Genomic DNA, 24,473 nt, shown 5'->3' on the forward strand with positions numbered 1-24,473 from the left:
GGCATGAAGAAAATTTTACTCGTTGATGATGAAATTATTATTAGGGAAACCATACGCGACTGCATCGATTGGGAAAAGGAAGGATTTATTTACTGCGGCGATGCCTCCGACGGGGAAGTTGCCCTTCCCGTTATTGAGCAAGTTCAGCCGGATATCCTTATTACCGATATACTTATGCCCTTTATGAACGGTTTGGAGCTTAGCAGCATTATGCAAAAGCAGTTCCCGGATATGAAAATTATTATTCTCAGCGGTCATGCGGAATTCGAATATGCTCGAACGGCTATGCAGGTAGGGGTGCAAGAATATTGCCTGAAGCCGATCAGTCCGGCCGAACTGATCAAAGTTCTGCACAGTGTCAGTGACGTGATAGATAAAGAACGAGAAGTCAAGAACGAACTGCGGATATTGAAGGAAAAGGAGAACGAAGCCGTAGCCTTAACTCAGAGCAAATTGCTTAATGATTTGTGCAGCGGTTTTATGACCACATCAGAAGTTATCCATCATGCTACCGCCCTTCATTTAAACGTTGTGGCCCGTTATTACGCTGTTACCGTACTGGATCTTCGTGAAGCAGAGGCATTTCCCCCAGATTCGGAGACCATTCCGGCAAGCAACGAACGTCTGCTAGACAAATGTCTGCAACTTAAAGCCGACTGCGTACACTTGAGCTTTCAACGCAGCCGTTACGAAAAGGTGTGGATTATCAAAGCAGACACGTTAGACATGCTTAAACAAGAAATCAGCCTTTTTCAGGAATTGCAGAAGGAGCTGCTCGAAGAAAAACATACCCTTTCCGTCTCTATCGGTATCGGCAGTGTGCAGGATCGTCTGCAAAATGTCCATCTTTCCTTCCTAGATGCAATGGAAGATGTCCATTGGCGCAGATTGTCCCGCCTAAATCGGAACATTCTCGGCGAGACGACAAAAGAAATTCCTGATCCTTCCCGCTTTCTGGATCGAGGAACGTTCATTGACTTTTTGAAAATCGGTACGCCGGCTAAGCTCGAATCCTTCGTTCGTGAGTATGCGGCTGCTTTGAGCGAAATCAACTGGCATTCTTCTTCTTTCGGATATTATATGCTGAACGATTTGACCATTGAAACCTTTCGATCCAATAAGGATATGTACAGGCATCTGCCTGAACCGGAAAAAAATTTGGAGCAGTTTCAGCAACAGATTGGAAACATTCAATCATGGGAAGAATGTGCCGCCTATCTCGTCAAACTAATTGAACAATTTTGGACATGGCGCTCCCGTGTCTATGACAAATACAGCGATACCATTCTTAAGGTCAAAGAATATATCCAGGCCAATTTTGAGAAGGAGACGATTTCCTTACAGGATGCTGCGGAATACGTCAGTCTAAGTCCTAACTATTTAAGCAGAATTTTTAGCCAGGAAACCAATCAAACATTTATCGAATATTTGACACAGGTTCGGATTCGAAGAGCCATGGAGCTGCTAAAAAGCACGTCCTTCAAATCTTATGAAATTGCTTTTTTAGTCGGCTACAACGATCCCCATTATTTCTCAAACCTGTTCAAACGCTTAACCGGGATGACGCCAAAAGATTTCAGGAAGAACAGTGTCAACGAAGAAGCGCTGGAGTTATGGAAAGGAGACGCTGAGGATGAGAATCACTAGCTGGGCAGCTTGCACCTTTCTCCTTCTTCTGCTTCTCACAGCCTGCAAGGATTCCGCTCCTTCAGGGCCTGAACTGACTGCTTCGGCTTCCCAACATCCGGAGCTGTCAGCAGGCAACAATCACGACCGACCTCTGACCTTCGGAATTATCTATCCGCTTGCTCATCCGTTCTATGAAATGATTACGGAATCCATTGAAGCCGCGAGCAAGTCCTACCCGATTCAGCTAGTTGTCAAGGCGCCCGATGAAATTAACCTGGAGCAGCAGATCCGAATGATGGAAAACATGATTAATCAAAAAGTAGACGGCATCGCCTTAGATCCCATTGATCCCGTTGCGCTTGAGCCCTACATTAACAGAGCGGTGCAGGCCGGTATCCCAGTCATTTGCTTTGAATCGGATGTACCTGGCAGCATGCGTTCCTCCTTCATAGGGAGCAGCTACTTCAATGAAGGCATGCTGATGGGACAAATCGTTGAACGCACCCTAAAGGGGAAAGGAATGATTATGGTTGAGGGAAGCAAGGCCACTTCCACTCAGCAGAATAGCCGTCTTGCAGGGATGCTGGAATATCTCAAAACCAAAACAGATATCCAGGTACTGGAAACCCGATACAACGAAGGCAATAATGAGAAGGCCATATCAGATCTGGAAGCATTGATCGAGGAGCATCCTCATTTTGATGCACTCGTGGCTCTGGATATTATTTCCAGCACAAATGCCATCCTTGTCTGGAAATCACAAGGTTTAAAACGCTTTGCCTTGACCTTCGGCATGACCCCCGAAGTGAAAGAGGCGCTGCTAAACAGACAAATTCATGCTGTTATCTCAGAGAATGAGCAGATGTGGGGAAGTAAAATGATTGAGAAGTTACTCGCGGTTTCCAATCATAACGAGGTGTCTGAAATCACGAATACCGGTTATCAGGAAGTAACCCAAACCGAGTTTGATGGTACCTACTAGACGGCATGGCACACCAAAAAGCGGCACCGTACACCAAGTATGTTGGCTGCCGCTTTGATATTCTCAGTTCTGAAGATCCGCCGCAAGCATTAGCACATGATCACGCTTAAACGCGTACAGCGTGAAGGACAGATTGCTTTGATCTACAAGTCCGTTGTCCTGAATCAGCCTGGCTTTCATAACATAATCTCCAGCAGCCCTTTCGCATTGCGCTCACTTACCCGTGTCCAAACCGTATACTGGTGCTTCTCCTGAATCTTGTTCATGTCGATATCCAGGTTCTTTTCCATTGCCATGCCCCTTTCTGATTAGATAACCTTATATCTTCATCATAGTGGAGAAAGGTGTTGGCTTAAATGGAATTATTTATCGGAATAGTGGATTATTGTGTTGTTATCCAAAAGATCCTCTACAAGCACCGGCAGTTCAATCTGAAACGGCATGCTGCTCGCTGCACCTTCTCCACGACATCATCGGCTTCCGTCCCGAGGATATCGATCAAGGTGATCTCATTACCTTATACAGACTACCTTCTAGTTCCATATCTCACGCAATTCCCAGCATATTCTGAATCTCTGTCAGATTGGGCATAGCAGGCATCGCGCCTTGCTTGGATGCTACGATCGCTCCCACAGCATTTCCAAATGTAATCATACTCTCCGTATCCATACGGCTCAATTCATTAAAAGATTTGCTCTGCTGTAAAATTTGATACAGGATACCTCCTAAGAAAGCATCGCCTGCTCCGTTTGTATCGACAGCTTTTACCCGAAATCCATGGATATGACCTGTTGTTCCACCGGTACGGTAAAAGCATCCGTGCTCTCCCAGTGTCACTAGGATACATGGAGTTCCATATAAGCTGTACAACTGCTCAGTGCCTTTTTCCAATGAGTCCGTACTCGTTAAGAACGTCAATTCTTCCTCAGAAACCTTGAGGATATCTGCATAGGGCAGGCACTGTACAATTTGTTCTTTAGCCTCCTCGGCGTTGTCCCATAAATTCATTCTTACATTAGGGTCGTATGAGATCAGCAATCCCTTCTTTTTAGCATATGACACTGCCTCAAGAGTCGCCGACCTGACGGGCTCATGGGTCAACGATACCGAGCCGAAATGAAATATTTTTGCACGATCAATGAGGCTATAATTAATTTCATGAACATCTAGCATCCTATCCGCACCCGGCCTTCGATAAAACGTAAAGCTCCGTTCTCCGCTATTGTTTAACGTAACAAAAGCTAGTGTCGTATTTACTTCCTTTGAAAATACGAGCCCTGACGTATCGATCTGCTGAGCATTCAGCACACTTTGCAAATAAAAACCGAAGTCGTCGCTGCCGACTTTTCCGATAAAGGCTGTTTGTATGCCTAATGCCGCTAGTGCTGCTAGCACATTGGCAGGTGCTCCCCCCGGATTCTGTCGGAAGAGTCTTGAACCGTTTGGGTCGGAGAGTTGAGGCGTAAAATCAATCAGCAGCTCTCCGAACGCAACAACATCGCACATATGATCACATCCTTTCAGTCTCTATATATCTGACAACAGCTACTCCTCCTACTTATCGCTGCGCAAACGATCCAATAGCACGGCAAGCACAATGACAATCCCCGTAATGACGGTCTGCCAGAAGAAGCTAACATTTAACAGTGTCAAGCCATTTCGGATAACTCCCAAGATCAATACACCGATAATGGTCATCTGAATGCGTCCTGTTCCCCCAGCCAGACTTGTTCCTCCTAGGACAACGGATGCAATGGCATCTAGCTCAGCCATATTGCCAGCATTCGGTTGACCGGAAATCAAGCGTCCAGCAAGTACAACCCCGGCCAACCCCGCACATATCCCGCTAATTGCATATACATTAATGAGTGTTCTCTCCACCTTAATTCCGGTAAGTCTGGCTGCTTCCTCATTACCTCCGATAGCGTAAATATGCCTGCCAAACATCGTGTATTTCAGCATGATAAAAATAACGAGATAGACGCCAAGCATGGTATAGATCGGAGTGGGCACTGTCAAAAATTTGCCCGAGCCAAAAAATTTGAACTGTTCGGATGTTAAAATAGTTGGCAAACCACCGCTTATGACATAGGCTGCCCCTCTTATATAAGTCATACTTCCTAATGTAACAATGAACGAAGGCAGCTTGGTTCTTGCAGTCAAGAAGCCATTGACCGATCCAGCCAGAAAACCCACTGCAATCCCGGCGAGCATGGAGACATATGGATTAACACCTTGTTTGGAAAGAAGCACGGAAACAACTCCCGCAAGCGCAATCGTAGATCCAACAGATAGATCAATTCCACCTGTTAAAATAACCAAGGTCATTCCCGCTGCAAGAATTCCGTTAACGGAAGATTGCTTTAAAATGTTAAGGATATTATTCGTATCCGTAAAGTTCGGTGCAAAAATTGCCAGTATGATACAGATCGCAACCAGTACGAGCAGCATTCCAAGTTGGTTCCATACTTTTTTGATGGTAAAAGTGTTATTGAATTTTTTCCCCGCCAATATTTCGGTTCCTGCACTCATTTGATTTCCCCCGTTGCATAGTACATGATTTTTTCTTGCGTCGCGCCCTCACGCTGCAAATTTGCCCGTATCTTCCCCTCGTGCATGACGAGAATTCGATCACTTAGCGCCAATATCTCCGGCAGCTCGGAGGATATCATGATCACAGCCAGGCCATTTTTGGCTAGTTTATGAATAACTTTGTGAATCTCCGTCTTAGCGCCAATATCTACGCCTCTGGTCGGTTCGTCCAGCAGTAAAACTTTCGGCTTAATGGATAGCCAGCGTGCCAGTAGCACTTTCTGCTGATTCCCGCCAGATAAGCTGACAACCTTCAGTTCTTTGCTTGCCGTTTTGATCCCTAATTCCCTGATATAGTTGTCTGCTTCATGATTGATTTGATTCCAATCCAGGAGAGAAGCCTTCCTATATCGGAACATTTCAGCCATCATGATGTTTTCTTTCACTGACATATTTAAAAACAATCCTTGCTCTTTGCGGCTTTCAGGTACATGCGCGATGCCATGCCGCATCGCATTTTCAGGCGATTGTATAACTACAGGTTTTCCGTCAATTTTAATCTCACCTGCAGTAATTGTAGATAAGCCGAAAATAGCACGTACGAGTTCTGTTCTACCCGCTCCTACTAAGCCTGAAATTCCCACAATCTCTCCCGAATAAACTTCCAGGGATATGTCCTTCACCTGGCGGTTATCGCATAAACCTTTGACATCCAGAACCGGAGTTTTATTCGAAATCCAGCTTGTGTGTGACGGAGGTTTTTGAAATAATTCGTTCAGTTCGCGTCCTACCATTGTTTTGACAAGATGATCGGGGTTTGTTTCGGTAATGGGTACTGATGCAATCCACTGTCCATCCCGCAATATCGTGCAGCGATCAGAGATTCTGAATATCTCATCCATCCGATGGGAGATGTACACGATAGCAACGCCTTTTTGCTTTAATTCGTTAATAATAATAAAGAGCTTCTCGATTTCTTTGTGCGTCAAGGATGCCGTCGGTTCATCCATTACCAATACTTCGGCTTCGATGGACAAGGCTCTGGCTATTTCGACCATTTGCTGCTGGGCCACGCTTAACGTTGACACATACGCTCTTGGATCCAATTCAGAGCCAATCGATTGCAGCAAGGTGCGGGCTCGCTGATGAACCTGCTTCCAGTCCACCATGCCAAACTTGTTCCTTGGAAATCGGGTGCCCATTAATACATTTTCCCCAATCGTAATGTTCGGAGAAAGATTTAACTCCTGATGAATGACGCTGATGCCATGCTCACGAGCTTCCATGGCATTATGCCAGGCGGTATTTCTCTCGCGATAGACAATGCTTCCTGTATCGGGACGGTGAATGCCTGCCATGATTTTCATCAAAGTAGATTTGCCTGCACCGTTCTCACCCATTAAAGCATGTACTTCACCTTTGTACAGGTCGATGTTAACATTATTTAATACGGTAACGCCTGAGAAAGACTTTGAAATCCCCTGCATACTCAATACGATGGTTGATTTAGACGTCGGATTCTGTTTACTTTCTGTTCGTATAGCCTCCATGCTCTCACTCCAGCCCAATGTTTTGTATACCGTTTCTGGTTGATGGAAGATAAGTGATGCGGTCCCTTAACGGGCGCCGCATCGTAGAATAATTTGTTTCGAACTTACCAGCCTTTATATTGGTTTACGTTTTCTGTCGTAACGAATTCACAAGGAAGCTTAATTAACTCATCGACTTTTTCTCCAGCTAGAATTTTAAAGCCTGTATCTACCGCAATCGTAATCATATTAAAAGGAGCTTGAGCTGATGAACCGACAAAGCTTTTGTTTTCTTTGAGCGTCGTTACAGCATCCGGAGACCCGTCTACGCCAACGATAAACATCTCTTTATCTCGACCCGCCTGCTCTGCAGCAATTTTCGCTCCGATACCGGTTGGATCATTAATAGCGAATACCGCATCAATCGTTCCTTTACCGTTTGCTTGCAGGATGTTCTCCATCTTGGACAATGAAGTTTCACGATTGCCGTTTCCATTTTGTTTCGCCACAATTTTAATATCAGGGGAACCTTTAATAGCCTCCATGAATCCTTCAATACGGTCAGATACAGCAGATACGGGAGGGCCATCCATCACGACGATATTTCCTTTTCCATTCAGACGCTTGACCAAATATTCACCTGCGATTTTACCAGCCTGCACGTTATCCGAAGTGACGCTTGCATTCACTCCGCCTTCGGAGATGGTGTCAACAGAGATGATCGGAATACCGGCAGCCTTGGCTTCGCCTACCGCTGCAGCAATCCCTTTGGTGTCTACGGAGCTTAGAACAATCATGCTCACCTTTTTCGTAATAAAATCTTCGATTTGAGCAGTTTGCGTAGCTAAATTATCCTCAGCGCTAACAGTAATGACCTCTGCGCCGTGCTTTTTGGCAGCTTCAGTCGCTCCCTTGGACATGGCAACAAAGAATGGATTGCTAAGGTTCTGCACTGTAAGTCCGATCACAACCTTCTTCTCCGGTGCAGGTGTAGGATCAGCTGCTTTCGTGGCTGCTGCCGGCGCTTGTGTTGCTGCCCCTCCGGATTGCGCCTGTTCGGTCTGACTGCAGCCTGTAAGCGCAAAGATAAGAACTATAAACATGAATAATAAGATTTTGATTGATTTCATATGAGCATTCCTCCGAATTTTTCGCATGTTGAACAAATATTCTTTCGTAAAAATCAATTACATATGAGATAATAAGCTTGAAGTTGCATGACCTGGAACATGTAGGAGAGTCCGTCTGGCTACTACGTTTGCCGACACACTAGCCATTTAATGAACTCTTTTGCATGTTCTTTTTTCTACTCCTCCTTTCTGCTTGCCATCAGCCCTTGCCCCCACTAAAGCTTTGCATGCAGATGTTTACCGTACACTACAAACAAAGTTCACCTCCCTGCAAGAGAGCTGTTGGTTAACTCTGTTTTCATCATACATTCGTGACAAGTTTAAAATAATAGAATATCTTCTTGAGATTGTTGAATTTTTTCTACTGAGTGCTGGGAATTATGAATTATGCCTACATACAAAAAAACCTAACCTGATATCGTGTATCAGACTAGGTTCTTTTTTCTAAGGCTATTCCATAACTGGCAGTACGATACTCACGGTTGTTCCTTGCCCTAAGGTGCTATCGAATCTTAGCCCATATCTTTCGCCGCAATGAAGCTTAATCCTCAAATCCACATTCTTCACGCCGATCCCGCTGCCCTTCGAGGACGTGTGCTCTTTTTGAAATAAGTTCTGAATTTCCTCCGGTGACATCCCGATCCCATTATCGCTGACCTGAAGAACAATTTCATCTCCAATGCGGCTTCCGCCTACTGTAATCTTGCCTATTCCCGGAATGTTTCTGATCCCGTGATAAATAGCATTTTCTATCAGGGGCTGCAGAATAATTTTAATTACCTTACAATGATGGATGTTTGGATCTACGTGAATATCAAAATCCAATTTCGATTTATAACGCATTTTTTGAATGGTCAAATAGCTCTTGATATGCTCAACTTCATGAAAAACAGATATGAATTCCTGTCCATTACTAATGCTTAATCGGAACAATTTAGCCAAAGCTGCCGTCATGAGCACCACTTCTTTAGACTTCTCACACTCTGCCATCCATATGATTGAATCGAGCGTATTGTATAAAAAATGCGGGTTAATCTGCGCTTGCAGCGCTTGCAGCTCGATCTTCCGCTTCGTCTCCTGCTCCTTGACGTTTTGCAGCATCAACTCCTTGATCTCCATTGTCATTCGGTTAAAACGGCTGCTTAAATGTCCGATCTCATTTGAGGCTTGCATATCGACCTGCGTGTCAAAGTTCCCTTTCTCCACTTCCTTCATGGAGCGTTCCAACTGCTTAATAGGTTTGGAAATACGCAAAGATAATATAACCGAAAGCAGCACTGCGATAATTAAAAAAGCTATACCTCCGAAGAACGTATACATTTTCAGCTCATATTTATTGGATACCAGCTCGTCCACATAAGTAACTCCGACAATTTTCCATCCTGTGCTTTGGGAGGTTTTGATTGTATACATCCGGCTATTCTTTCCCTCTGACGTTACAAAGCTGCTGCCAGGAGTATTCATTACCTGTGAAATTAGTTCCGTCTTCTGGTTCTCATTGATTAGCTGCTGATCCGGATGGTACACAATGTTTCCGTCTGCATCTAATATAAAAACATATCCGCGATCCCCTAGTTTTATCTTGTTACAAATATCGTTGATCACGCTGTAATTCAAATCTACAAGCAGAACACCGAGCTTCTCCCCGTCAACATCGGTATTCAGCTCACGGCTTAAAGATATAACCGAATTGTAATCGTTAAGAATCATATTCTGCACGTGTGAAGAAGATATAACGACCTTGCCCTTTGCTTCGACTGCCTTCTTGTACCAGCTTTGCTCGGTCGGAATGATTTTAGGATTCAGTTCGATGTATTCGTTGTAAGGAATGACCTCGCCATTCGTGCCGAATATCAGGATGGAAGATATATCTTTTCTCGTATTTAATACCGTGTTTAATTGAAATGAGATCTTCTGTCTTAGATCTTCCTTGGCACTGGAACCTAGATATACCTGTTTAAGAAGAAATTCTTTGATATCATAGCTGGAGAGAACCATTCGGGAAATATTGTCCATATAAGTCATATAACTATCAATATTTGAGCTCAATTGCCCCATAAGCTGGTAGGTATAGTCCCGGGAATTTTTTTTTACAACCTCGGTAGACAGTGTATAAGACATCCATGCGATTACCGTTATAGTAACAACGATTAGGCACGAAAATGCGACTGCAATGGTTGATTGGATGCTTTTAAATTCAAAAAAACGCATGATTCGATGCCTTAGCAAATCCAGCCCTCCTTATAGCATTTTGCGAAATACAGTCGGAGTTATTCCAGTTGCTTTCTTAAAAATCAAATTAAAATAATGCGGGTCGGCATAACCAATCCGATCTGCGATTTCATAGGTTTTGAGATCCGTGCATTTAAGAAGCTCTTTCGCCTTCTCAACACGAATTCGAGTTAAGTAGCTGATGAACGTTTCCCCGGTGTGATTTTTAAAAATAAGACTAAAGTAGCTCGTGCTCAGTGCCAAATACTTGCAAACCGTATCCATCGATATATCGGAATCAGCGTAATGTGATTGAATATACGCCTCCGCTCTCACAGCCTGCAGTTTACAGAAGTTGTTTCTGCTATCAGCAATAACACCTGATAAATGCAAGCAATATGCTTTCAGCCAATTCTCAATCTCATCAATAGTTTTTAACCTATATATATCGGTCAAAGGACTTGAAACCTCATGTTGATGCGATTCGTGGATCTCAAGCTCTTCCATCATGTCCCATATTGATACGATAATTTGCTGAATATGTATATAGCAGCGTTCCATAGAGTGATAGGATTCCTTTAGATTGCTGATAATACTTTCTATCATCTCTTCAATTTCAAGCTGGGTCCCAGACTTTAAGCCCGCGATCAGCTTTCGATCCCAGTACCGCTCGTAAGGAACTCCCTCGTTCATCTGCCCTTCTACGTCGCCGATTTGAATGATCCGATTTTTTCCTAGGAAGAATCGGTATTCCAGTGCAGTAGTTGCCCTTCTATGCGAATGGTGAATAGCTGCTAACGAATGACAAATATCCCCCACCCCAATGGATACAGTAAATTTGAGATACGACGATACGGATTGATTAATTTCCTCCAATACAGTTAGTGCGTCTTTACGCAACGTTTCCGTTTGTTCTCCAAACAGGATTACAATCGTTTGATCGTTATGATTTTGGAATACAATCCCGTTGTCAAGCTTGGAAATGATTTCACCTGCGATATTACACACAGCAAAATAAAGCAGCTCGCTTTCGTTCTCCGGATAATATCGCTGCAGCTCTCCATGATCGTCTACATCGATAACTGCCACGATGAAATGATCCCCAGATATTTGAATATTTAAAAAAGAGAGCTTATCTTTGAGCTCACTTTCGCACACATCCCCGTTTACCAATTGATTCAGGAACCGCTCTTTAACAAGCGGCAAGCTTTCCCTTAGCTGCTGCTTTAACTTGCTAAGATCCTCCAACTGATGATTCTCTTCATCAAGTTCCGCCTTGACCTTGCGTAAAATATGACGCAATTCTTCCGCAGTGTTCGGTTTAAGAATGTAATCATGAACCTTCAGCTTTACAGCCTGCTGTGCATACTCAAACTCATCATACCCCGTTAAAATAATCACTTTGGTTTGAGGATAATGTTCAAACAAATAGCGCGTTACCTCCAGCCCGTCCATCCGAGGCATGTTGATATCGGTTAACACGACATCGGGTGGAACTTGTTCAGCCGCCTGCAGTACCCCAAGGCCGTTCTCGTAAGCCCCAATTACCTCGAAGCCCAGCTCACCCCAATTCAAGCTGTCCCGTATTCCTTCTCTTACAATGTCTTCATCATCCGCTATGATAATCTTGTACATTTCAATCACCACCATACTTAAGGATTTTTCTGCCGTACTACCAACCTTTGTAGGTTTCTACGTTATCTTGCGTAATCAAATCAACCGGGATCTTGATTAACGGTTCAATTTTATCGCCTTTCAGAACTTTGAAGCCTTCATCCATCGCCAGCTTAATCATCTCAAACGGATATTGTGCGGAAGTAGCGGCGAAGCTCTTCTTTTCCATCAAAGCTTTAACGGCATCCGGCGCACCGTCTACTCCTACGATGAATACATGTTTGTCTCGTCCTGCTTGTTCTACAGCGATATTCGCCCCAACTCCCGAGGGATCGTTCGTTGCAAATACTGCGTCAATCGCTCCAATCCCCTTGTCCCGCAGCAGCAATTCCATTACCTTGATCGTTTCTTCACGGCTTCCATAGCCATTCTTGTTGGCTACTATCTTAATTCCGGGAGTAGAATGAATGGCATCTTTAAAACCCGTGATCCGTTCCGTCACCGCAGATACAGGCGGTCCGTCAATTACGACCACATTGCCTTTCCCTTGTAATCGTTTCGCTACGTATTCCCCAGCCAATTTGCCCGCAAGGTAGTTATCCGAGGTAACGACGGTGTTCACTCCCCCTTGTGCTTCTACATCAACTGCTATGACAGGAATGCCGGCAGCTCTGGCTTCACTAACAGCTCCTGCTATCCCTTCGGAATCCACGGCGTTTACTAAAATGACACTTACCTTTTTCTTTATAAATTCCTTGATTTGTTCAGTTTGCTTAGCTAGGTCCCCATCTGCGTTAACCGTGATGACATCCGCATTATGAAGGATTGCGCCAGCCGTTGCTCCTTTAGACAAGGCTACGAAAAAAGGATTGTTAAGATTTTGTAGCGTGAAACCCACCACGACTTTTTTTTCAGGCTCGGGTGTTTCTGCAGCTGCAGGAGCGATCGTTTTTGTCGGGAGTTCCGGTGTTGGACTCGAAGAGCAAGCAGTAAGCGCTATTAAACTTATTGTAAATAATACCCCGAAGACGAATTTATGAATCTTCATAGCACCCTCCCCTAATTTTTTTGTCATTTATTCGACAAGCCCGCATTGTTATCCTCTGAGCATCATAAATCAAATTAGACTCGATTATCGATTTGCTAAGTAATGGCATCGTTGATCCAGGTACTGTGATCATGCCTGATGGTTCAGTTAATTTCCATTCCTAGGAAAAATTGACTCGCCAGGACGCAGCATCCTATTTATCAAAAATATTGATTCCGTAAGAGTCAGACTACAATAATTACTACAGCGGCAGCCAAGGATGAGAATATCAAAGTCCTAAACTGCCGCTGCTTTAAGACAGCTAGATTTTTTGCTCGTCTGTATGATTGAATTTCTCTAGCTGTTGAATAATCAATTCCTTTCGTTGTATCGAATGATTTCAATGGGTATCCAACTAACTCCACATTCGTGCGATAGTATGACTCCTCTCATTTTCTGATCGATTATCGTTACCAATTGCAATCCCCTTCTCTTCACGATGTGTATTCATAAAAGTTGTGTTACCCAGTGGATAATATATACCTGAGTAATAATATACAAGCCATCGTCTGCTCCTGAGTCAAGGGAGCAGACGATGGCTTGTAGTCATAGCTCTATAATTTTTAAATCACCGCTTCGCCTTATAAAACTCATGATACAGCTTCATTAACGCCCGCTTCTCTATCCTTGACACATACGAACGCGAAATGCCCAGCTCCTTCGCAATCTCCCGCTGCGTCCGTTCCTCGCCGCCTAGCTCCAACCCAAATCGCCCGACGACGACCTCTTTCTCCCGGTCATCCAATATATCTTTTAAATTCTTATAGATTTTGCTCTTCTCAATCTTGAGCTGCACCTTCTCCACGACATCATCGGCTTCCGTCCCGAGTTATCGATCAAGGTGATCTCCTTGTTCAGCTAACGTGTCCCGTTAGTGTAATCACCGGAAGTTATTTTTCTCTGCTGAATTTGCCTTTTTAATTACATCAATATTAAATGTGTGCTTGGCATTAGTATAAGCAACCCTGTAATGCGGATACTTTTGGTTTTACTTCATTTACGTCTATGTCCTTTGTTGTTTTTACTTCCTCTCTTCAGATCGTCTAAACAAACTAGTTAAAGCGATTGAGAGGCAATCTAATTTCAAATACAGTCTCTTGTACGCAGCTAGACACTGTGATCGAGCCCTCATGCGCTTCGATGATGCTTTTTACGATGGCCAGGCCAAGTCCGGATCCGCCCGTTTGCTCTGAACGCGATTTTTCTGCGCGGTAAAATCGTTCAAAAATGTGCGGTAAATCCGAAGCTGGAATTTTTGGCCCATAATTTTTGAGCTGTACAATAACTTGATCAGCTCTTTGTGTAACGGATACATCGATGTATTTGCCAGATTTACTATACTTCATCGCATTGGAAATGAGGTTTTCCAAAGCACGCATCATTTTCTCCCCATCAGCGAGGATGACAGCTTTGCCTGTCTGATTCGACAGTCGGATTTCCATACCCGCTTCACTCAACTGAAACGTAAAATCCGCCACTAACTGGCCGATGAGTGCATGCATATCGATGACCGTACGATTCAAAATGTTTTTGCCGTAACTCATTTGCGTATATTCAAACAAATCATTGACCATTCGTTCTAATCTGCGTGATTTCTCATAAGCAATATCGGTATAATATCGGAGTTCAACCTCATCTTTGTAACGATCCTGGCCGATTAATCGCAAATAACCAATAATTGAAGTAAGTGGAGTCCGCAAATCATGGGAGACATTCGTAAACAATTCGCTTTTCGATTGTTCCGCTTGAAGTTCCAATTCCTGGGCATGTTTTAACTTGTCTACGATCCGATTGATCCCGCTGGCAAGTTCACCTAATTGACCTTCTTTCGATTGGACAGGAATCCGCTGCGTAAAGTTGCCATCTGCAATCTCCCAGACGATTTGGTTGATCTGCACAAAATATCGAATCTTTTTATAGTTCAACAAGAGGAAAAAGCCAAGAGAAATAATCAGCCCTAAAATCGTATAGCAGGTATGAATGCCGATTTTATCATCAAGAATATTGAAAATTGTCCACGCCAGACTATTGCCGGACTGCAGCAGAACTTTGAAAGAAAAATAGATCCAAAACAGGATGATCAGCATAATCGCACAACTGATCGTAAACTGTATCAACATTTTTAAGATGATCCGCTTTTCAAGGTTATTTTTCAATTTTATAACCTACTCCCCAGACCGTTTGGATCAGCTTGTAACCCAACTCTTTTTCCAATTTGTCTCTCAGGTTGCTGATATGGACCATGACTGTATTATTCGATAAGTAGTATTTTTCTTTCCACACTAGCTGAAAAATTTCCTCTGCCCCGAACACCCTCCCCGGATGCTGAGCTAAGAGATAAAGAATTTCAAATTCACGGCTTGTGAGTGGAATGTCATGGCCATTGGAGAATACCTGGTGGCTCATCTTATTGATCTCGATGCCGTGTATGTTCAGTACATGTCCCGATACTGCTTTCAGTTCCGGGTTATATTGAAGCGAACGGCGAAGAAGAGACTTCACTCTGGCCGCTAACTCCATTGGATTAAAAGGTTTTATCAGATAATCGTCCGCACCGGACATCAAGCCTAGGATCTTATCCATGTCTTGTGTTTTGGCGCTTAACATAAGAATTGGTATCACCGATGTCTCCCTCACCTTGCGACACACTTCCATACCGTCCATTCCCGGCATCATGATATCGAGAACGATCAAGCTGATCTCATCCTCTTTCAGCGCCGTTAACGCTTCCTCTCCATCATGTACTTGCCGGATTTGAAAGCCTTCATTTTTCAAATAAATAGAAATCAAATGAGTGATTTCCTTGTCATCGTCCACGACTAATATTGTTTTCGTCATCTTGTCCTCCATGGTCCCATTCGATACTGTAAGATTATCAATTCGGAATAAATAATATTTAAATTTTTTCTTAAAAAGTTCTTAAGAATTGTACATAGACAACAAAAAAAGAACGCAAATGGTTTCCCACGCGTTCTTTGTAATTCAATGAGTTAGCCGACAGCAGGATCTCCCGGATTCCATTGCTTAAACGGCGGCACCTTGTATGTCTTTCCATCCATATCGACATAGGAAATTGTGCTCGTCAGTCCGTTCCAATTAGCGAATTCAGCTTTCAACCGAGCGCAGGCTTCATCAAATTGTTGTTGCGTCATGTTGCCGAAAGCAACTGATTCGGAGTACGCTTTGAGCGTTTGCGCAAAACGTGTTGTTTTGAATTCGCCCAGCGTCAAAGGCGTTTTTGTGTAGAGGCCGCTGGCATCTTGATTGTATATGGATCCGATGATGTTGGCATCATTGAACTGTACTTGAGCAGATGCTTGTAGAGTTGCTTTGGCTGGTACTTGTGCGGGTGCAGCCGATTCTGAAGGATTTGTTGCGGCAAAGGCAGTAGCTGCCGTTGTCAGGATTAGCGTTGCAAGAGATGCAGTCAGGATTACTTTTTTCATTTGTAACACTCCTTATTCATATTTGTTGTCGTTGTCGACATCTTTAATATAAGGGTTTGTTTTTAAGAGCTTTTAAAGTAAACCTTAAGAAACATAAAGAAGCTTGGATCGGAACTATTTGTGCATTTTACTCTGACACAAATTACACTACATAAAAAAATAAAAGCTTGATTTCTCAAGCTTTTTTTTAATGGTTATGTAGACACTTTTGTGCCATTGGACAAAAACAATAATTGTCGGATGACAAGAACTTGATGCTTTAATACCTTCATTCTCTCATAATATATTTGTGGTAAAATCACTTTCTTTATCTATTGTTCTAATTGGATAGATTGCCGAAGTATCCTGCCAGTTACTTTAACGGAAAACGTAATCAAAAAACCAAAATCCCATTAAAGGGAATTCGGTTTTTCTCTAGTAAACGGTATTCAACTTTACCGCGGTAACGATCCCGTGGATGTTAAATTAATCATTGTTCTTCGCTTTTCCTGGATCCGAAGGCATTTTGTCCAAAATATCAATGACGCCGCCTGCAATTTCAAGAGCGAACTCTTTGGTGTCTATTTCTTTGTTGGTGAGCACGATCACTTCCATATTTTCTTTGGTATTGATAGCATTGAAGCCGAGATAGCCTGAAATTTCACCGTTGTGCCATTTCCAGTCTGAAGACTGCTTCAACTTGCTTCCATCAACCCAGCCGTAGCCGTAGCTTTCTTGCACGGGAGTCGTCATCTTTTCAAAGGATTTCTTGCTGAGCAGCTTTTCGGATGTTAGTGCCTGGTCAAATTTAAGCAAATCGCCTACTGTGGAATACAAGCCTCCAGCAGCTTCTGCATAAGACATGTCCATGAATGGTGTAGGTTTCCCTTCTGGATCTCCCCCAACCGCATGATTGCGAACAATAGGCTCATTAATGTCTACGCCGGATCTCGTCATATTCGCCGGTTTGATGATGTGTTCATTCACATAATTATCCCAAGTTGTGTGAGACACTTGTTCAATGATTAGTCCTAGCAAGTGATAACCAATATTGGAATAACTATACTTTGTTCCCGGATCAGAATTAAGCTTTTCTGCTGCCCGTTTACCTACTTCCAGCATTTTTGCTGAGGAATAATACGCGGCTGGCTCTTTGCCCAATTCCTCTAAAAACGCTTCATCGCCAATTCCGGATGTATGAGACAACAGTTGATGTACAGTGATTTTATCCCCGGATGGGAAGTCAGGAAAAAATTTGTTGATCGGATCATCAAGGTTTAATTTGCCCTGCTCAACAAGCTGCATCACGGCAACAGCCGTAACTGATTTAGAGACAGATCCGATGCGAAATATCGTTTCGGAGTCGTTTTTTGTATGTGTAGTAAAATTAGACTCACCAAAACCTTTCGACATGAAGACCTTTCCGTCTTTCGCTACGAGAACGGTGCCGTTAAATTTTTTGCTTTGCAACAACTCATCGATTTGCTTGCTTATTTGTTTATCATGGCTGTCTGCGACAACCGATGGCGTCGGTGCTTTCGCAGACACGTTTATCGTTTGAGTCACACCAATAGCACCCAAAGCTAAAGCAGAAATCGTTAGAGTAGCGATAATTTTTTTCATGGTTTATTACCTCCAAAGTATATGTTTGTTTGCGAGTTGGTTATTTGGATACAGGTAAACCTTTTTCTCCAATTGTGATATCTCCACTTGAAAGTATATATCGATATGATTCCAATAAATTTTGGAGAAGTTGTATTAATATAAATGTTTAGCCAGTTGGTCTTTTACCCAAATCATCTGACCCATCGTTCCTGTTGCGACGAGATTTTCCAAATAAAGCTGCTGATTGCTCTTCTCTATTGAAGTACCTTTAAGATGGTCTGCAAGTTCAGTTACTCTAGAAGCGATGTGTATTTGCTGACATCTCGATAAGATCCAAATGACCAAAGATATCTGTCTTCCTCCCCCCTTTGCTATTGGTGGATTGCTAGTATCAATGTTTGAGGTGACTAAGTTGTCCTCTGTAAATATACAATTATTTAGTTAACCGAACAACTAGACCTAAGTCTAGTTAGTGTAAATCTAGTTAATCTGAGAGCATAAATAAAATAAGCTTAGATATTCCCTGCCATCCGTCGGGGAACGAGGTCAAGTTCTTGTCATTCGGCTTTAATAAGAACTTGACACATTAATATAAAAAACCGCAATTTATGCGGCCTTTAATGAGATAATGTACTTGTCGCGGTATACACCGCTACATGCAATGGCGTCCAGCCACTCAAAACTCTTAGAATTTATATCCGCTCCGTTCTGAAGCAAGAACTTTATTACCTCTTATTGCTCATTTTCTACAGCTATATTTAGTAAAGAACGACCACTATTTATACACTCATAATTTGCATTAATACCCCTTGAATAAAGGGATTTTACGCACTCGATATCACCATTCGCGACTCCTCTAAATGTAGTAACTTTTTAAAAGTCACATTATTTTCACTAGTCAACGAAATAAGGGAAGACATATTGGGTATGATAAATAAGAGCTTATTTGCGTTAAAATTAATCATCCTGCTTGGATTCGGTCCTGACAAGAACTTGATGGCATAACTAGCAAGAACTTGATCTCATCTACACCAGATTCGATTTTTCGGACGAAAAGAATATATATCCTTTGGAAAATGAGAAATCTTCGCCTTGCAATATCGCTTTTACGTCAACAAGATGCTTCATAGATAAACCAAGTGCAGACCTGACCTTCCCGCTAAGTATCTGCATTAAAAAGACTTTCATACGCCCGTCATTCAATACGATAATTGATTTGTTGTAACATGGTCGGTATTATCCCCGGTTCCTCATTTGTCAAGAATAATTTCTTTAGTATATTCTCATCGTTTTCTAATAAACAAGCCGCTTCCCCGTCCAGCTAACGGTTTCCGTCACCCCTAGCAATTATTAGGAGATCTCAGCTGTGCTACACTAGGTTCCAGATACGGATAAGCCGTACACAACCTTAAGGAGGGGAACAACTATGATGAAATTACATCAAGTATGGAGTAAGCGCTTGGCTATCTTGGCACTAGGGACAACCATCGCCATCTCAGGTGGTGTTATCAGTAGCCCTCAGCTTACTAAGGCTGATACGATATCCGCTTCCGCAACTTCGACTTCATCTAAAGCCAATGCCATTATTGCATTCGGCAAAAAATATTTAGGTACACCTTATAAATTTGGTGCCAAAGTCGGTCAGACCCGCAATTTCGATTGCTCGACATTAACGAAATACATCTATGGCAAATACGGCGTCAGCTTGCCGCGTACCGCAGCGCAGCAGTCCAAAGTAGGCCGTCACGTATCGAAGAGCAACTGGCAGAAGGGCGATCTTCTCTTCTTCTCCGTACCGGGCCGACCAGGTGTAGGACATGTTGGTGTTTACATCGGCAACAACCAGATGCTGAATACGTACGGAGCCGGTGGCGTAAAAATTACGAAACTGAACTCGTATTGGAACTCGCACTATATCACAGCCCGACGCGTCCTGTAATTGGCAGGCTTAATGAAAAAAGAACTGTTCATCTCTTGCAGATGAATAGTTCTTTTTAGTACAGCCAGAATAAAAGTGATTTCTTCACGGTTTATTGTAAAATCCCCGATTTTACAGGGATCTGAAAGCACTCATGTTTGTGTCGCCGGACACGTTTGTATTTATCTTAAATAGCTATGAGAGAGCAATTCTTGGAGTGCAAAATAAGGTTTTATTCCGGTTTCCGTTACATCCAATCTTTCACATGAATGTCCCTGATCGATCGTACAATCATGTCCGCGTTTGAAAGATCCTGATTTCCGGAATTCGGATTCTGAAAACCTATGCACTTCATTCCAGCAGCTTTAGCGGCCTTCACGCCATGGCCCGAATCCTCAATCACTAGGCAATGCTCTGGGGAAACTCCAAGCAAGCTAGCTGCTTTCAAAAAAATATCCGGATCAGGTTTGCCCTTCTCCACTTCATAACCGCTAATGATACAATCAAAATTAGAAGCAATTCCGAGTTTATCCAGTACTGCTTCAATAAAGGCTCGGGACGACGAAGAAGCGAGTCCAATCTGAATATGATGATCCGATATAGATTGAATCAAATCTACGATACCGTCAATAGCAAAAGCATCCTTCTCCCTCAACAGGGAGATCTTATGGTTCAACTGCATACTAAGCAGCTCTGGAAGCGAGGTCTTCAAGCCATATTTTAAGATTATTTGGGTTAGCATATCCGGGTCTCTCATTCCTACATAGACCTCGAGATCTGCGACGCTCATTTCAATCCCAAACGTCTTCATAAGAAGCTGATCAGAACGGAAATGAAGCGGCTCACTGTCGATAATAACTCCATCCATATCGAATAAAACGGCTTTCAGCATCAAATCATTCCTCATCTTATACATAGTCAAGTAATAGTTCTGCTTTCAGTATAGCATTAATCAAAATAAAGGCTAATCTCCAAAAGAAGTGTGATCATATAGTTCTCCAATTTTGTCGTTCAACTCATCCAATCGAACAAAACGGTCTGTTCGTAAATACTCCCTGTGATGATTCATAAAGAGCATGGTTGGGACTGAAAATACTAAAAAGTTAGCTGCTACTTCTTCGATCTGGTCAGCATTAATGTGCCCCAATTGAATATTAGGATATTTCAGTAGTAAATTTTGCAATTTCGGTAGTAGCGCATGGCACACCGAACATTCCGGTCTGGATATATATAAGAAACTTAGCTCATTCTTATCAAGAAATGTTTCTATCTCATCCATCGAGATCAATTCATACATTTCTTTCATACTGTCACCTCCAGACGCCTCGCATCATCTCTTCTTCTCTTAATTTGTATTTTACGACTTTTACTTAATTGCTGTGTTTATTTTATCTTTTCCTCCATTTTCCAAAACAATTCAGTGATATCGAGTTACTACAACAAAGAACGCACCTAGAAAGAAACTTCGATCTCTTAAGACTGGTAAGGGATCGCTGCATATGTATTGCAAAGCTTCGAGTTTACTATGGCATCGTACCTAATCTAAATTAAATCTCATACAGTTCCAAAGGAACTGGCTCCTTCTACATAAAAACAAGCATGCCTCATCCATAACATCGTCACAGAAGGAGCATGCCTGCATCTTAAATCAAAATTAGGATGTAACAAGGCATTTATAAATTCAGGTAGTTATTCAACGAGCACCCATAGGTACATCAGATTTTGGCGAGTAAATACTGATATAATCAACATACGGATCTGTATTTACTTGATCAGGAGTCGCAACAATGATTTTTAATTGGAAGTCACCCATGTTGTAGACAAGTGTTTCTTTATTGTCATTTTGCTTAGTCTGATCAGGGTTACCCCAAGTTTGTTTGATTTCTGAAACAGTCAATTTTGTAATATCTCGTAACGGATCTACTGTAGACCCGAACGCTCTGATTTCTGAAAGAACTTCACCTGTGCCAACTACAAAAGTAAAACTACCACTTCCCATACCTCTAGAGTAGCTTTCGGAATATTCCCCTTCTTGGTTCCTTGTGTCCGCTATTCCCCATTTTTGATGCACTTCATCAATCAGTGTAGTTCCTACAACAAATTCGCTCCCTGGCACTTTACCTTGGTTCGCCAATTGCTTTATTTGCATGAGCATAGCTGCATGATCAGGATCACCAGAAACTGTTCCTGGATCAACAACGACTCCGGCATTTTGCAAACGATCTAACAAGGTCGCTGCTTCTGCACGAGACAATGTGTTTTGAGGATTGAAGTGTCCTTGACCATCGCCTTGGATGATTTTGTTTTGTACCGCAGTTGCGACATAAGGCCGAAGCGCTGCAGAAATGCTGTCAGCATCAGTAAACTGTGTATGCAAAAGTTGGTCAGCAGAGACTGCATCAAGTAATTGAAGCGACGGCGTCTCTTTCTTTAAAATTTTAACCAAAGTTACAGTTACGTCTTCTCTTTTTGCTCCTTGAGCTGGAAGGAAGTCTAATCCGCCATTAATATCGACATAAGAGTCAAAGTAGGCTTTTGTTGCTTCCACAAAGTTAAATGACCAACGAGTAGGAGGGACATCTTTAAAGTCTTGCGTCGTTGATGTATTTTTCAAATTAAACATTCTTGCAACCATTACTGAAAATTCCTCACGTGTCACGTGATTTTCCGGTTTGAAATGATGGTTCTCATCACCCTCCAGGATACCTTTAGCAATAAGCTCTTTAATGTATTTCTCCGCCCAGTGACCTGCAATATCGTCCAAGTCAATCTTCTTTCCGCCCGCAGTATTTACATATTGTCCGGAATCGTTGACTTCCTTTCTATCGCCAATGATTCCGCCTGACGTATTTACGTATTGTCCAGAATTATTAACTTCCTTTCTATCGCCAATGATTCCCCCTGCAGTATTTACTTGCTGACCTTGTTCATTGGTTTGATATTTCTCGCCGTTTATAAAACCGTCTGTGCTTGCGGCGAAAGCATGTGGAGCACTAGCTAAAATAAAGGTACTCAGAACTGCTGCTTTAATAAGTTTCAAATGTTTCATCTTATTGCCTCCTGAAATATTTTATTTAACAACTATATAACGATGTAGATCGAGAAAATGTTGCACAACTAGTTAACCAGTTATTCAATAAACTAAACATTATGAATCAATACTTAATACGGCCTGCTCAAAAAGGTTAGTTAAGGTTAAGAAGGTTGACCAATGCGGTTATCTCCAGATATTACCGTGATTAATACCCCAGATAAAGTCATTTATCACTTTGGGATTTCCCTGGAACCAATAGTTCGTTAGCGAATATATCCGGGACCCCTTCCGAAATCTTTAGGGTCGATATCTTTGTTTGTTAGCAAGATGACTTGCATGTTTTCTTTGATATTGGAGGCATTAAAGGCGTGAAAGCCCGGAATATCACCTTGGTGGAATTTCCAATTCGAAGATTCCTTCAGCTTGGCTCCGTCAACCCAGCCGTAGCCTTCTTTCACAGGATCCTCACTTACTTGATCAACTCGAACTGCTCGCGTTTCTGTAATACCCTTAATCGGCTTCTCCATATAGTGCTGAAAATCGGGGATTTTTCTTATTTGTCTGTTCTTAAACAGTCAAACGATTCCTTTACCCGGCCTTGGACTAGGACTTTCGATGAGCGTCCGTTATCGCGTCGAGGAACAGCATTTTCTCTTTGGAGCACTTGCTGGCCAAATGCAGGCCTGGGATCCAGAATACAAACGCGTAACCCTTCATCTGCAGCCGGTCTTGCCAAATAGGACGTTTGACTCCTCTTTTCCTACATGCTGTCAGGTAGTTCGGGAGAGTGTATAAGTGCATGCCGACAGCGTCAACAAGATAATAATTACAAAATGAAAATCAAAAATATTGGAAATGCTAATTTTATACAAATTCTTATATGAAAAATGAGGGATAGGAATGGTTCATCTTGGCTGGCTTATAGCACGCTATGGCTATATTGGCATTTTTTCAGCATTAGCGCTTGGAATTGTGGGGTTACCTGTACCGGACGAAGTACTTTTGACCTATGTAGGATACAAAGTACTCCAAGGGAAGATGATATATCTTCTTGTATTAGTCAGTGCTCTTTTAGGTACAACTACAGGAATTACAATAAGTTACGTTATCGGTCTGAAATTAGGGCTGCCATTTCTTAAGAAATTCGGACCCAAAATACATATCTCGCATGAACGAATTGAATACACGCAAAATCTTTTCAAAAAATATGGAAACGTTGTACTGATTGTTGGTTATTTTATTCCTGGGATTCGGCATCTCACTGCTTATATGGCGGGAATCTCGCACATGAACTTTCGAAAATTTATAATATTCGCCTATAGCGGTGCATTTTTATGGAGTATTACGTTCATTAGCCTGGGGCATGAATTGGGTAAACGGTGGTATATAGTCGAAAAATACATGCACCGATACGGGTACTTTGGTTTTGCAGCAATAGTACTCTTGTTTTTAGCGGCATTTGCTTTTTTAAAATTTAAGCGTACGAAAGCAAAGGTATAATTGTTTAAGTTCAGTTCAAAAGGAGCTCCATCACCACACAGGCCTCCGTCACAGAGGATTCTGCTCAGCCTCCGTTCTTTTCCCGCTCCATAAATTGATTCTCCCTTGTTACAATTATGATAGGTGATAGCTATGTATATAGCCCCAATTTGAAACAATTCTCAGGTTCTGCAGCAAGTTTCAGAACGCTAAAAGATTTAATTTGATGTTATTTGCAAGTAAATATTAAAAAGACTGCAATCCCCCTTCCTTCTCCGGGTGACTACAGTCTTTTTGT

Annotated in this window: 19 protein-coding genes and 2 pseudogenes; 4 read left to right on the forward strand and 17 right to left on the reverse strand. The window is 42.4% G+C overall.

All coding sequences use genetic code 11. The annotated features are described in order from the left end of the window. Positions 1-3: 3 nt before the first annotated feature. Both O9139_RS27105 and O9139_RS27110 read left to right on the forward strand, forming a co-directional pair. Entirely contained in the window at positions 4-1,647 is a 1,644-nt protein-coding gene (locus tag O9139_RS27105; protein WP_270884876.1) for a response regulator, read from the forward strand. Beyond that, positions 1,634-2,611, forward strand: coding sequence for a sugar ABC transporter substrate-binding protein (locus tag O9139_RS27110; RefSeq protein ID WP_270884877.1), 978 nt, complete (start codon positions 1,634-1,636; stop codon positions 2,609-2,611). The genes O9139_RS27105 and O9139_RS27110 overlap by 14 nt, the downstream gene beginning before the upstream one ends. Before the next feature lie 451 nt (positions 2,612-3,062). On the opposite strand, the pseudogene O9139_RS33460 reads toward O9139_RS27110, so the two are convergent. The 13 genes and pseudogenes from O9139_RS33460 to O9139_RS27170 form a co-directional block, all read right to left on the reverse strand. Then, positions 3,063-3,128: pseudogene (locus O9139_RS33460) on the reverse strand (flagellar biosynthesis protein FliA); the annotation flags it as partial. A gap of 29 nt (positions 3,129-3,157) precedes the next feature. Beyond that, a complete protein-coding gene (locus O9139_RS27115; RefSeq protein ID WP_270884878.1) occupies positions 3,158-4,117 on the reverse strand; it encodes a carbohydrate kinase family protein in 960 nt (319 codons plus the stop codon). A gap of 48 nt (positions 4,118-4,165) precedes the next feature. Beyond that, positions 4,166-5,143, reverse strand: coding sequence for an ABC transporter permease (locus O9139_RS27120; RefSeq protein WP_270884879.1), 978 nt, complete (start codon positions 5,141-5,143; stop codon positions 4,166-4,168). After that, positions 5,140-6,693 carry a sugar ABC transporter ATP-binding protein gene (locus O9139_RS27125; protein ID WP_270884880.1) on the reverse strand — a complete coding sequence of 518 codons (1,554 nt, stop codon included), beginning with the start codon at positions 6,691-6,693 and terminating at the stop codon, positions 5,140-5,142. The genes O9139_RS27120 and O9139_RS27125 overlap by 4 nt, the downstream gene beginning before the upstream one ends. 104 nt (positions 6,694-6,797) lie before the next feature. After that, a complete protein-coding gene (locus tag O9139_RS27130; RefSeq protein ID WP_270884881.1) occupies positions 6,798-7,802 on the reverse strand; it encodes a substrate-binding domain-containing protein in 1,005 nt (334 codons plus the stop codon). Positions 7,803-8,252: 450 nt separating this feature from the next. Then, complete coding sequence (locus O9139_RS27135; RefSeq protein ID WP_270884882.1) at positions 8,253-10,031, reverse strand: sensor histidine kinase; 1,779 nt, start codon at positions 10,029-10,031, stop codon at positions 8,253-8,255. Between the two features lie 12 nt (positions 10,032-10,043). Further along, on the reverse strand, positions 10,044-11,648 hold the full coding sequence (locus tag O9139_RS27140) for a response regulator (protein ID WP_270884883.1): 1,605 nt from the start codon (positions 11,646-11,648) through the stop codon (positions 10,044-10,046). Between the two features lie 37 nt (positions 11,649-11,685). Further along, positions 11,686-12,675 carry a substrate-binding domain-containing protein gene (locus O9139_RS27145; RefSeq protein WP_270884884.1) on the reverse strand — a complete coding sequence of 330 codons (990 nt, stop codon included), beginning with the start codon at positions 12,673-12,675 and terminating at the stop codon, positions 11,686-11,688. Positions 12,676-13,282: 607 nt separating this feature from the next. Continuing rightward, a pseudogene (locus tag O9139_RS27150) lies at positions 13,283-13,563 on the reverse strand (sigma-70 family RNA polymerase sigma factor); the annotation flags it as partial. Positions 13,564-13,766: 203 nt separating this feature from the next. Further along, positions 13,767-14,870, reverse strand: a complete 1,104-nt coding sequence (locus O9139_RS27155) for a sensor histidine kinase (protein ID WP_270884885.1) — start codon at positions 14,868-14,870, stop codon at positions 13,767-13,769. After that, positions 14,860-15,552 (reverse strand): response regulator transcription factor, encoded by a 693-nt coding sequence (locus tag O9139_RS27160; RefSeq protein ID WP_270884886.1) that lies wholly within the window; start codon positions 15,550-15,552, stop codon positions 14,860-14,862. Before O9139_RS27160 ends, O9139_RS27155 begins: the two co-directional genes overlap by 11 nt. A 152-nt stretch (positions 15,553-15,704) precedes the next feature. Then, entirely contained in the window at positions 15,705-16,160 is a 456-nt protein-coding gene (locus tag O9139_RS27165) for a hypothetical protein (RefSeq protein WP_270884887.1), read from the reverse strand. Between the two features lie 465 nt (positions 16,161-16,625). Then, the gene (locus O9139_RS27170; RefSeq protein WP_270884888.1) at positions 16,626-17,762 is read right to left on the reverse strand and encodes a serine hydrolase domain-containing protein; all 1,137 of its coding nucleotides are present in this window, start codon (positions 17,760-17,762) and stop codon (positions 16,626-16,628) included. A gap of 1,408 nt (positions 17,763-19,170) precedes the next feature. Here O9139_RS27170 and O9139_RS27175 point away from each other — a divergent pair. After that, the gene (locus O9139_RS27175; protein WP_333742962.1) at positions 19,171-19,683 is read left to right on the forward strand and encodes a C40 family peptidase; all 513 of its coding nucleotides are present in this window, start codon (positions 19,171-19,173) and stop codon (positions 19,681-19,683) included. 226 nt (positions 19,684-19,909) lie between these two features. Here O9139_RS27175 and O9139_RS27180 read toward each other — a convergent pair whose 3' ends face one another. The 4 genes from O9139_RS27180 to O9139_RS27195 form a co-directional block, all read right to left on the reverse strand. Then, positions 19,910-20,554 carry an HAD family hydrolase gene (locus O9139_RS27180; protein WP_270884889.1) on the reverse strand — a complete coding sequence of 215 codons (645 nt, stop codon included), beginning with the start codon at positions 20,552-20,554 and terminating at the stop codon, positions 19,910-19,912. A gap of 72 nt (positions 20,555-20,626) precedes the next feature. Continuing rightward, positions 20,627-20,968 carry a thioredoxin family protein gene (locus O9139_RS27185; RefSeq protein ID WP_270884890.1) on the reverse strand — a complete coding sequence of 114 codons (342 nt, stop codon included), beginning with the start codon at positions 20,966-20,968 and terminating at the stop codon, positions 20,627-20,629. 387 nt (positions 20,969-21,355) lie between these two features. Continuing rightward, positions 21,356-22,711 (reverse strand): S-layer homology domain-containing protein, encoded by a 1,356-nt coding sequence (locus tag O9139_RS27190; RefSeq protein ID WP_270884891.1) that lies wholly within the window; start codon positions 22,709-22,711, stop codon positions 21,356-21,358. A gap of 248 nt (positions 22,712-22,959) precedes the next feature. Then, on the reverse strand, positions 22,960-23,154 hold the full coding sequence (locus O9139_RS27195) for a hypothetical protein (protein ID WP_270884892.1): 195 nt from the start codon (positions 23,152-23,154) through the stop codon (positions 22,960-22,962). Between the two features lie 442 nt (positions 23,155-23,596). Here O9139_RS27195 and O9139_RS27200 point away from each other — a divergent pair, with 442 nt between their 5' ends. Continuing rightward, the gene (locus O9139_RS27200) at positions 23,597-24,196 is read left to right on the forward strand and encodes a DedA family protein (protein ID WP_270884893.1); all 600 of its coding nucleotides are present in this window, start codon (positions 23,597-23,599) and stop codon (positions 24,194-24,196) included. Positions 24,197-24,473: the final 277 nt, after the last annotated feature.

Source organism: Paenibacillus aestuarii (assembly GCF_027789125.1).
Lineage (GTDB): Bacteria > Bacillota > Bacilli > Paenibacillales > NBRC-103111 > Paenibacillus_E > Paenibacillus_E aestuarii.

Excerpts from the sequence above, each read along its gene's own strand:
- O9139_RS27105 (WP_270884876.1), top strand. The coding sequence starts at position 4 with ATGAAGAAAATTTTACTCGTTGATGATGAAATTATTATTAGGGAAACC.
- O9139_RS27110 (WP_270884877.1), top strand. The coding sequence starts at position 1,634 with ATGAGAATCACTAGCTGGGCAGCTTGCACCTTTCTCCTTCTTCTGCTT.
- O9139_RS27115 (WP_270884878.1), bottom strand. The coding sequence starts at position 4,117 with ATGTGCGATGTTGTTGCGTTCGGAGAGCTGCTGATTGATTTTACGCCT.
- O9139_RS27120 (WP_270884879.1), bottom strand. The coding sequence starts at position 5,143 with ATGAGTGCAGGAACCGAAATATTGGCGGGGAAAAAATTCAATAACACT.
- O9139_RS27125 (WP_270884880.1), bottom strand. The coding sequence starts at position 6,693 with ATGGAGGCTATACGAACAGAAAGTAAACAGAATCCGACGTCTAAATCA.
- O9139_RS27130 (WP_270884881.1), bottom strand. The coding sequence starts at position 7,802 with ATGAAATCAATCAAAATCTTATTATTCATGTTTATAGTTCTTATCTTT.
- O9139_RS27140 (WP_270884883.1), bottom strand. The coding sequence starts at position 11,648 with ATGTACAAGATTATCATAGCGGATGATGAAGACATTGTAAGAGAAGGA.
- O9139_RS27145 (WP_270884884.1), bottom strand. The coding sequence starts at position 12,675 with ATGAAGATTCATAAATTCGTCTTCGGGGTATTATTTACAATAAGTTTA.
- O9139_RS27160 (WP_270884886.1), bottom strand. The coding sequence starts at position 15,552 with ATGACGAAAACAATATTAGTCGTGGACGATGACAAGGAAATCACTCAT.
- O9139_RS27165 (WP_270884887.1), bottom strand. The coding sequence starts at position 16,160 with ATGAAAAAAGTAATCCTGACTGCATCTCTTGCAACGCTAATCCTGACA.
- O9139_RS27170 (WP_270884888.1), bottom strand. The coding sequence starts at position 17,762 with ATGAAAAAAATTATCGCTACTCTAACGATTTCTGCTTTAGCTTTGGGT.
- O9139_RS27175 (WP_333742962.1), top strand. The coding sequence starts at position 19,171 with ATGATGAAATTACATCAAGTATGGAGTAAGCGCTTGGCTATCTTGGCA.
- O9139_RS27180 (WP_270884889.1), bottom strand. The coding sequence starts at position 20,554 with ATGCTGAAAGCCGTTTTATTCGATATGGATGGAGTTATTATCGACAGT.
- O9139_RS27185 (WP_270884890.1), bottom strand. The coding sequence starts at position 20,968 with ATGAAAGAAATGTATGAATTGATCTCGATGGATGAGATAGAAACATTT.
- O9139_RS27190 (WP_270884891.1), bottom strand. The coding sequence starts at position 22,711 with ATGAAACATTTGAAACTTATTAAAGCAGCAGTTCTGAGTACCTTTATT.
- O9139_RS27200 (WP_270884893.1), top strand. The coding sequence starts at position 23,597 with ATGGTTCATCTTGGCTGGCTTATAGCACGCTATGGCTATATTGGCATT.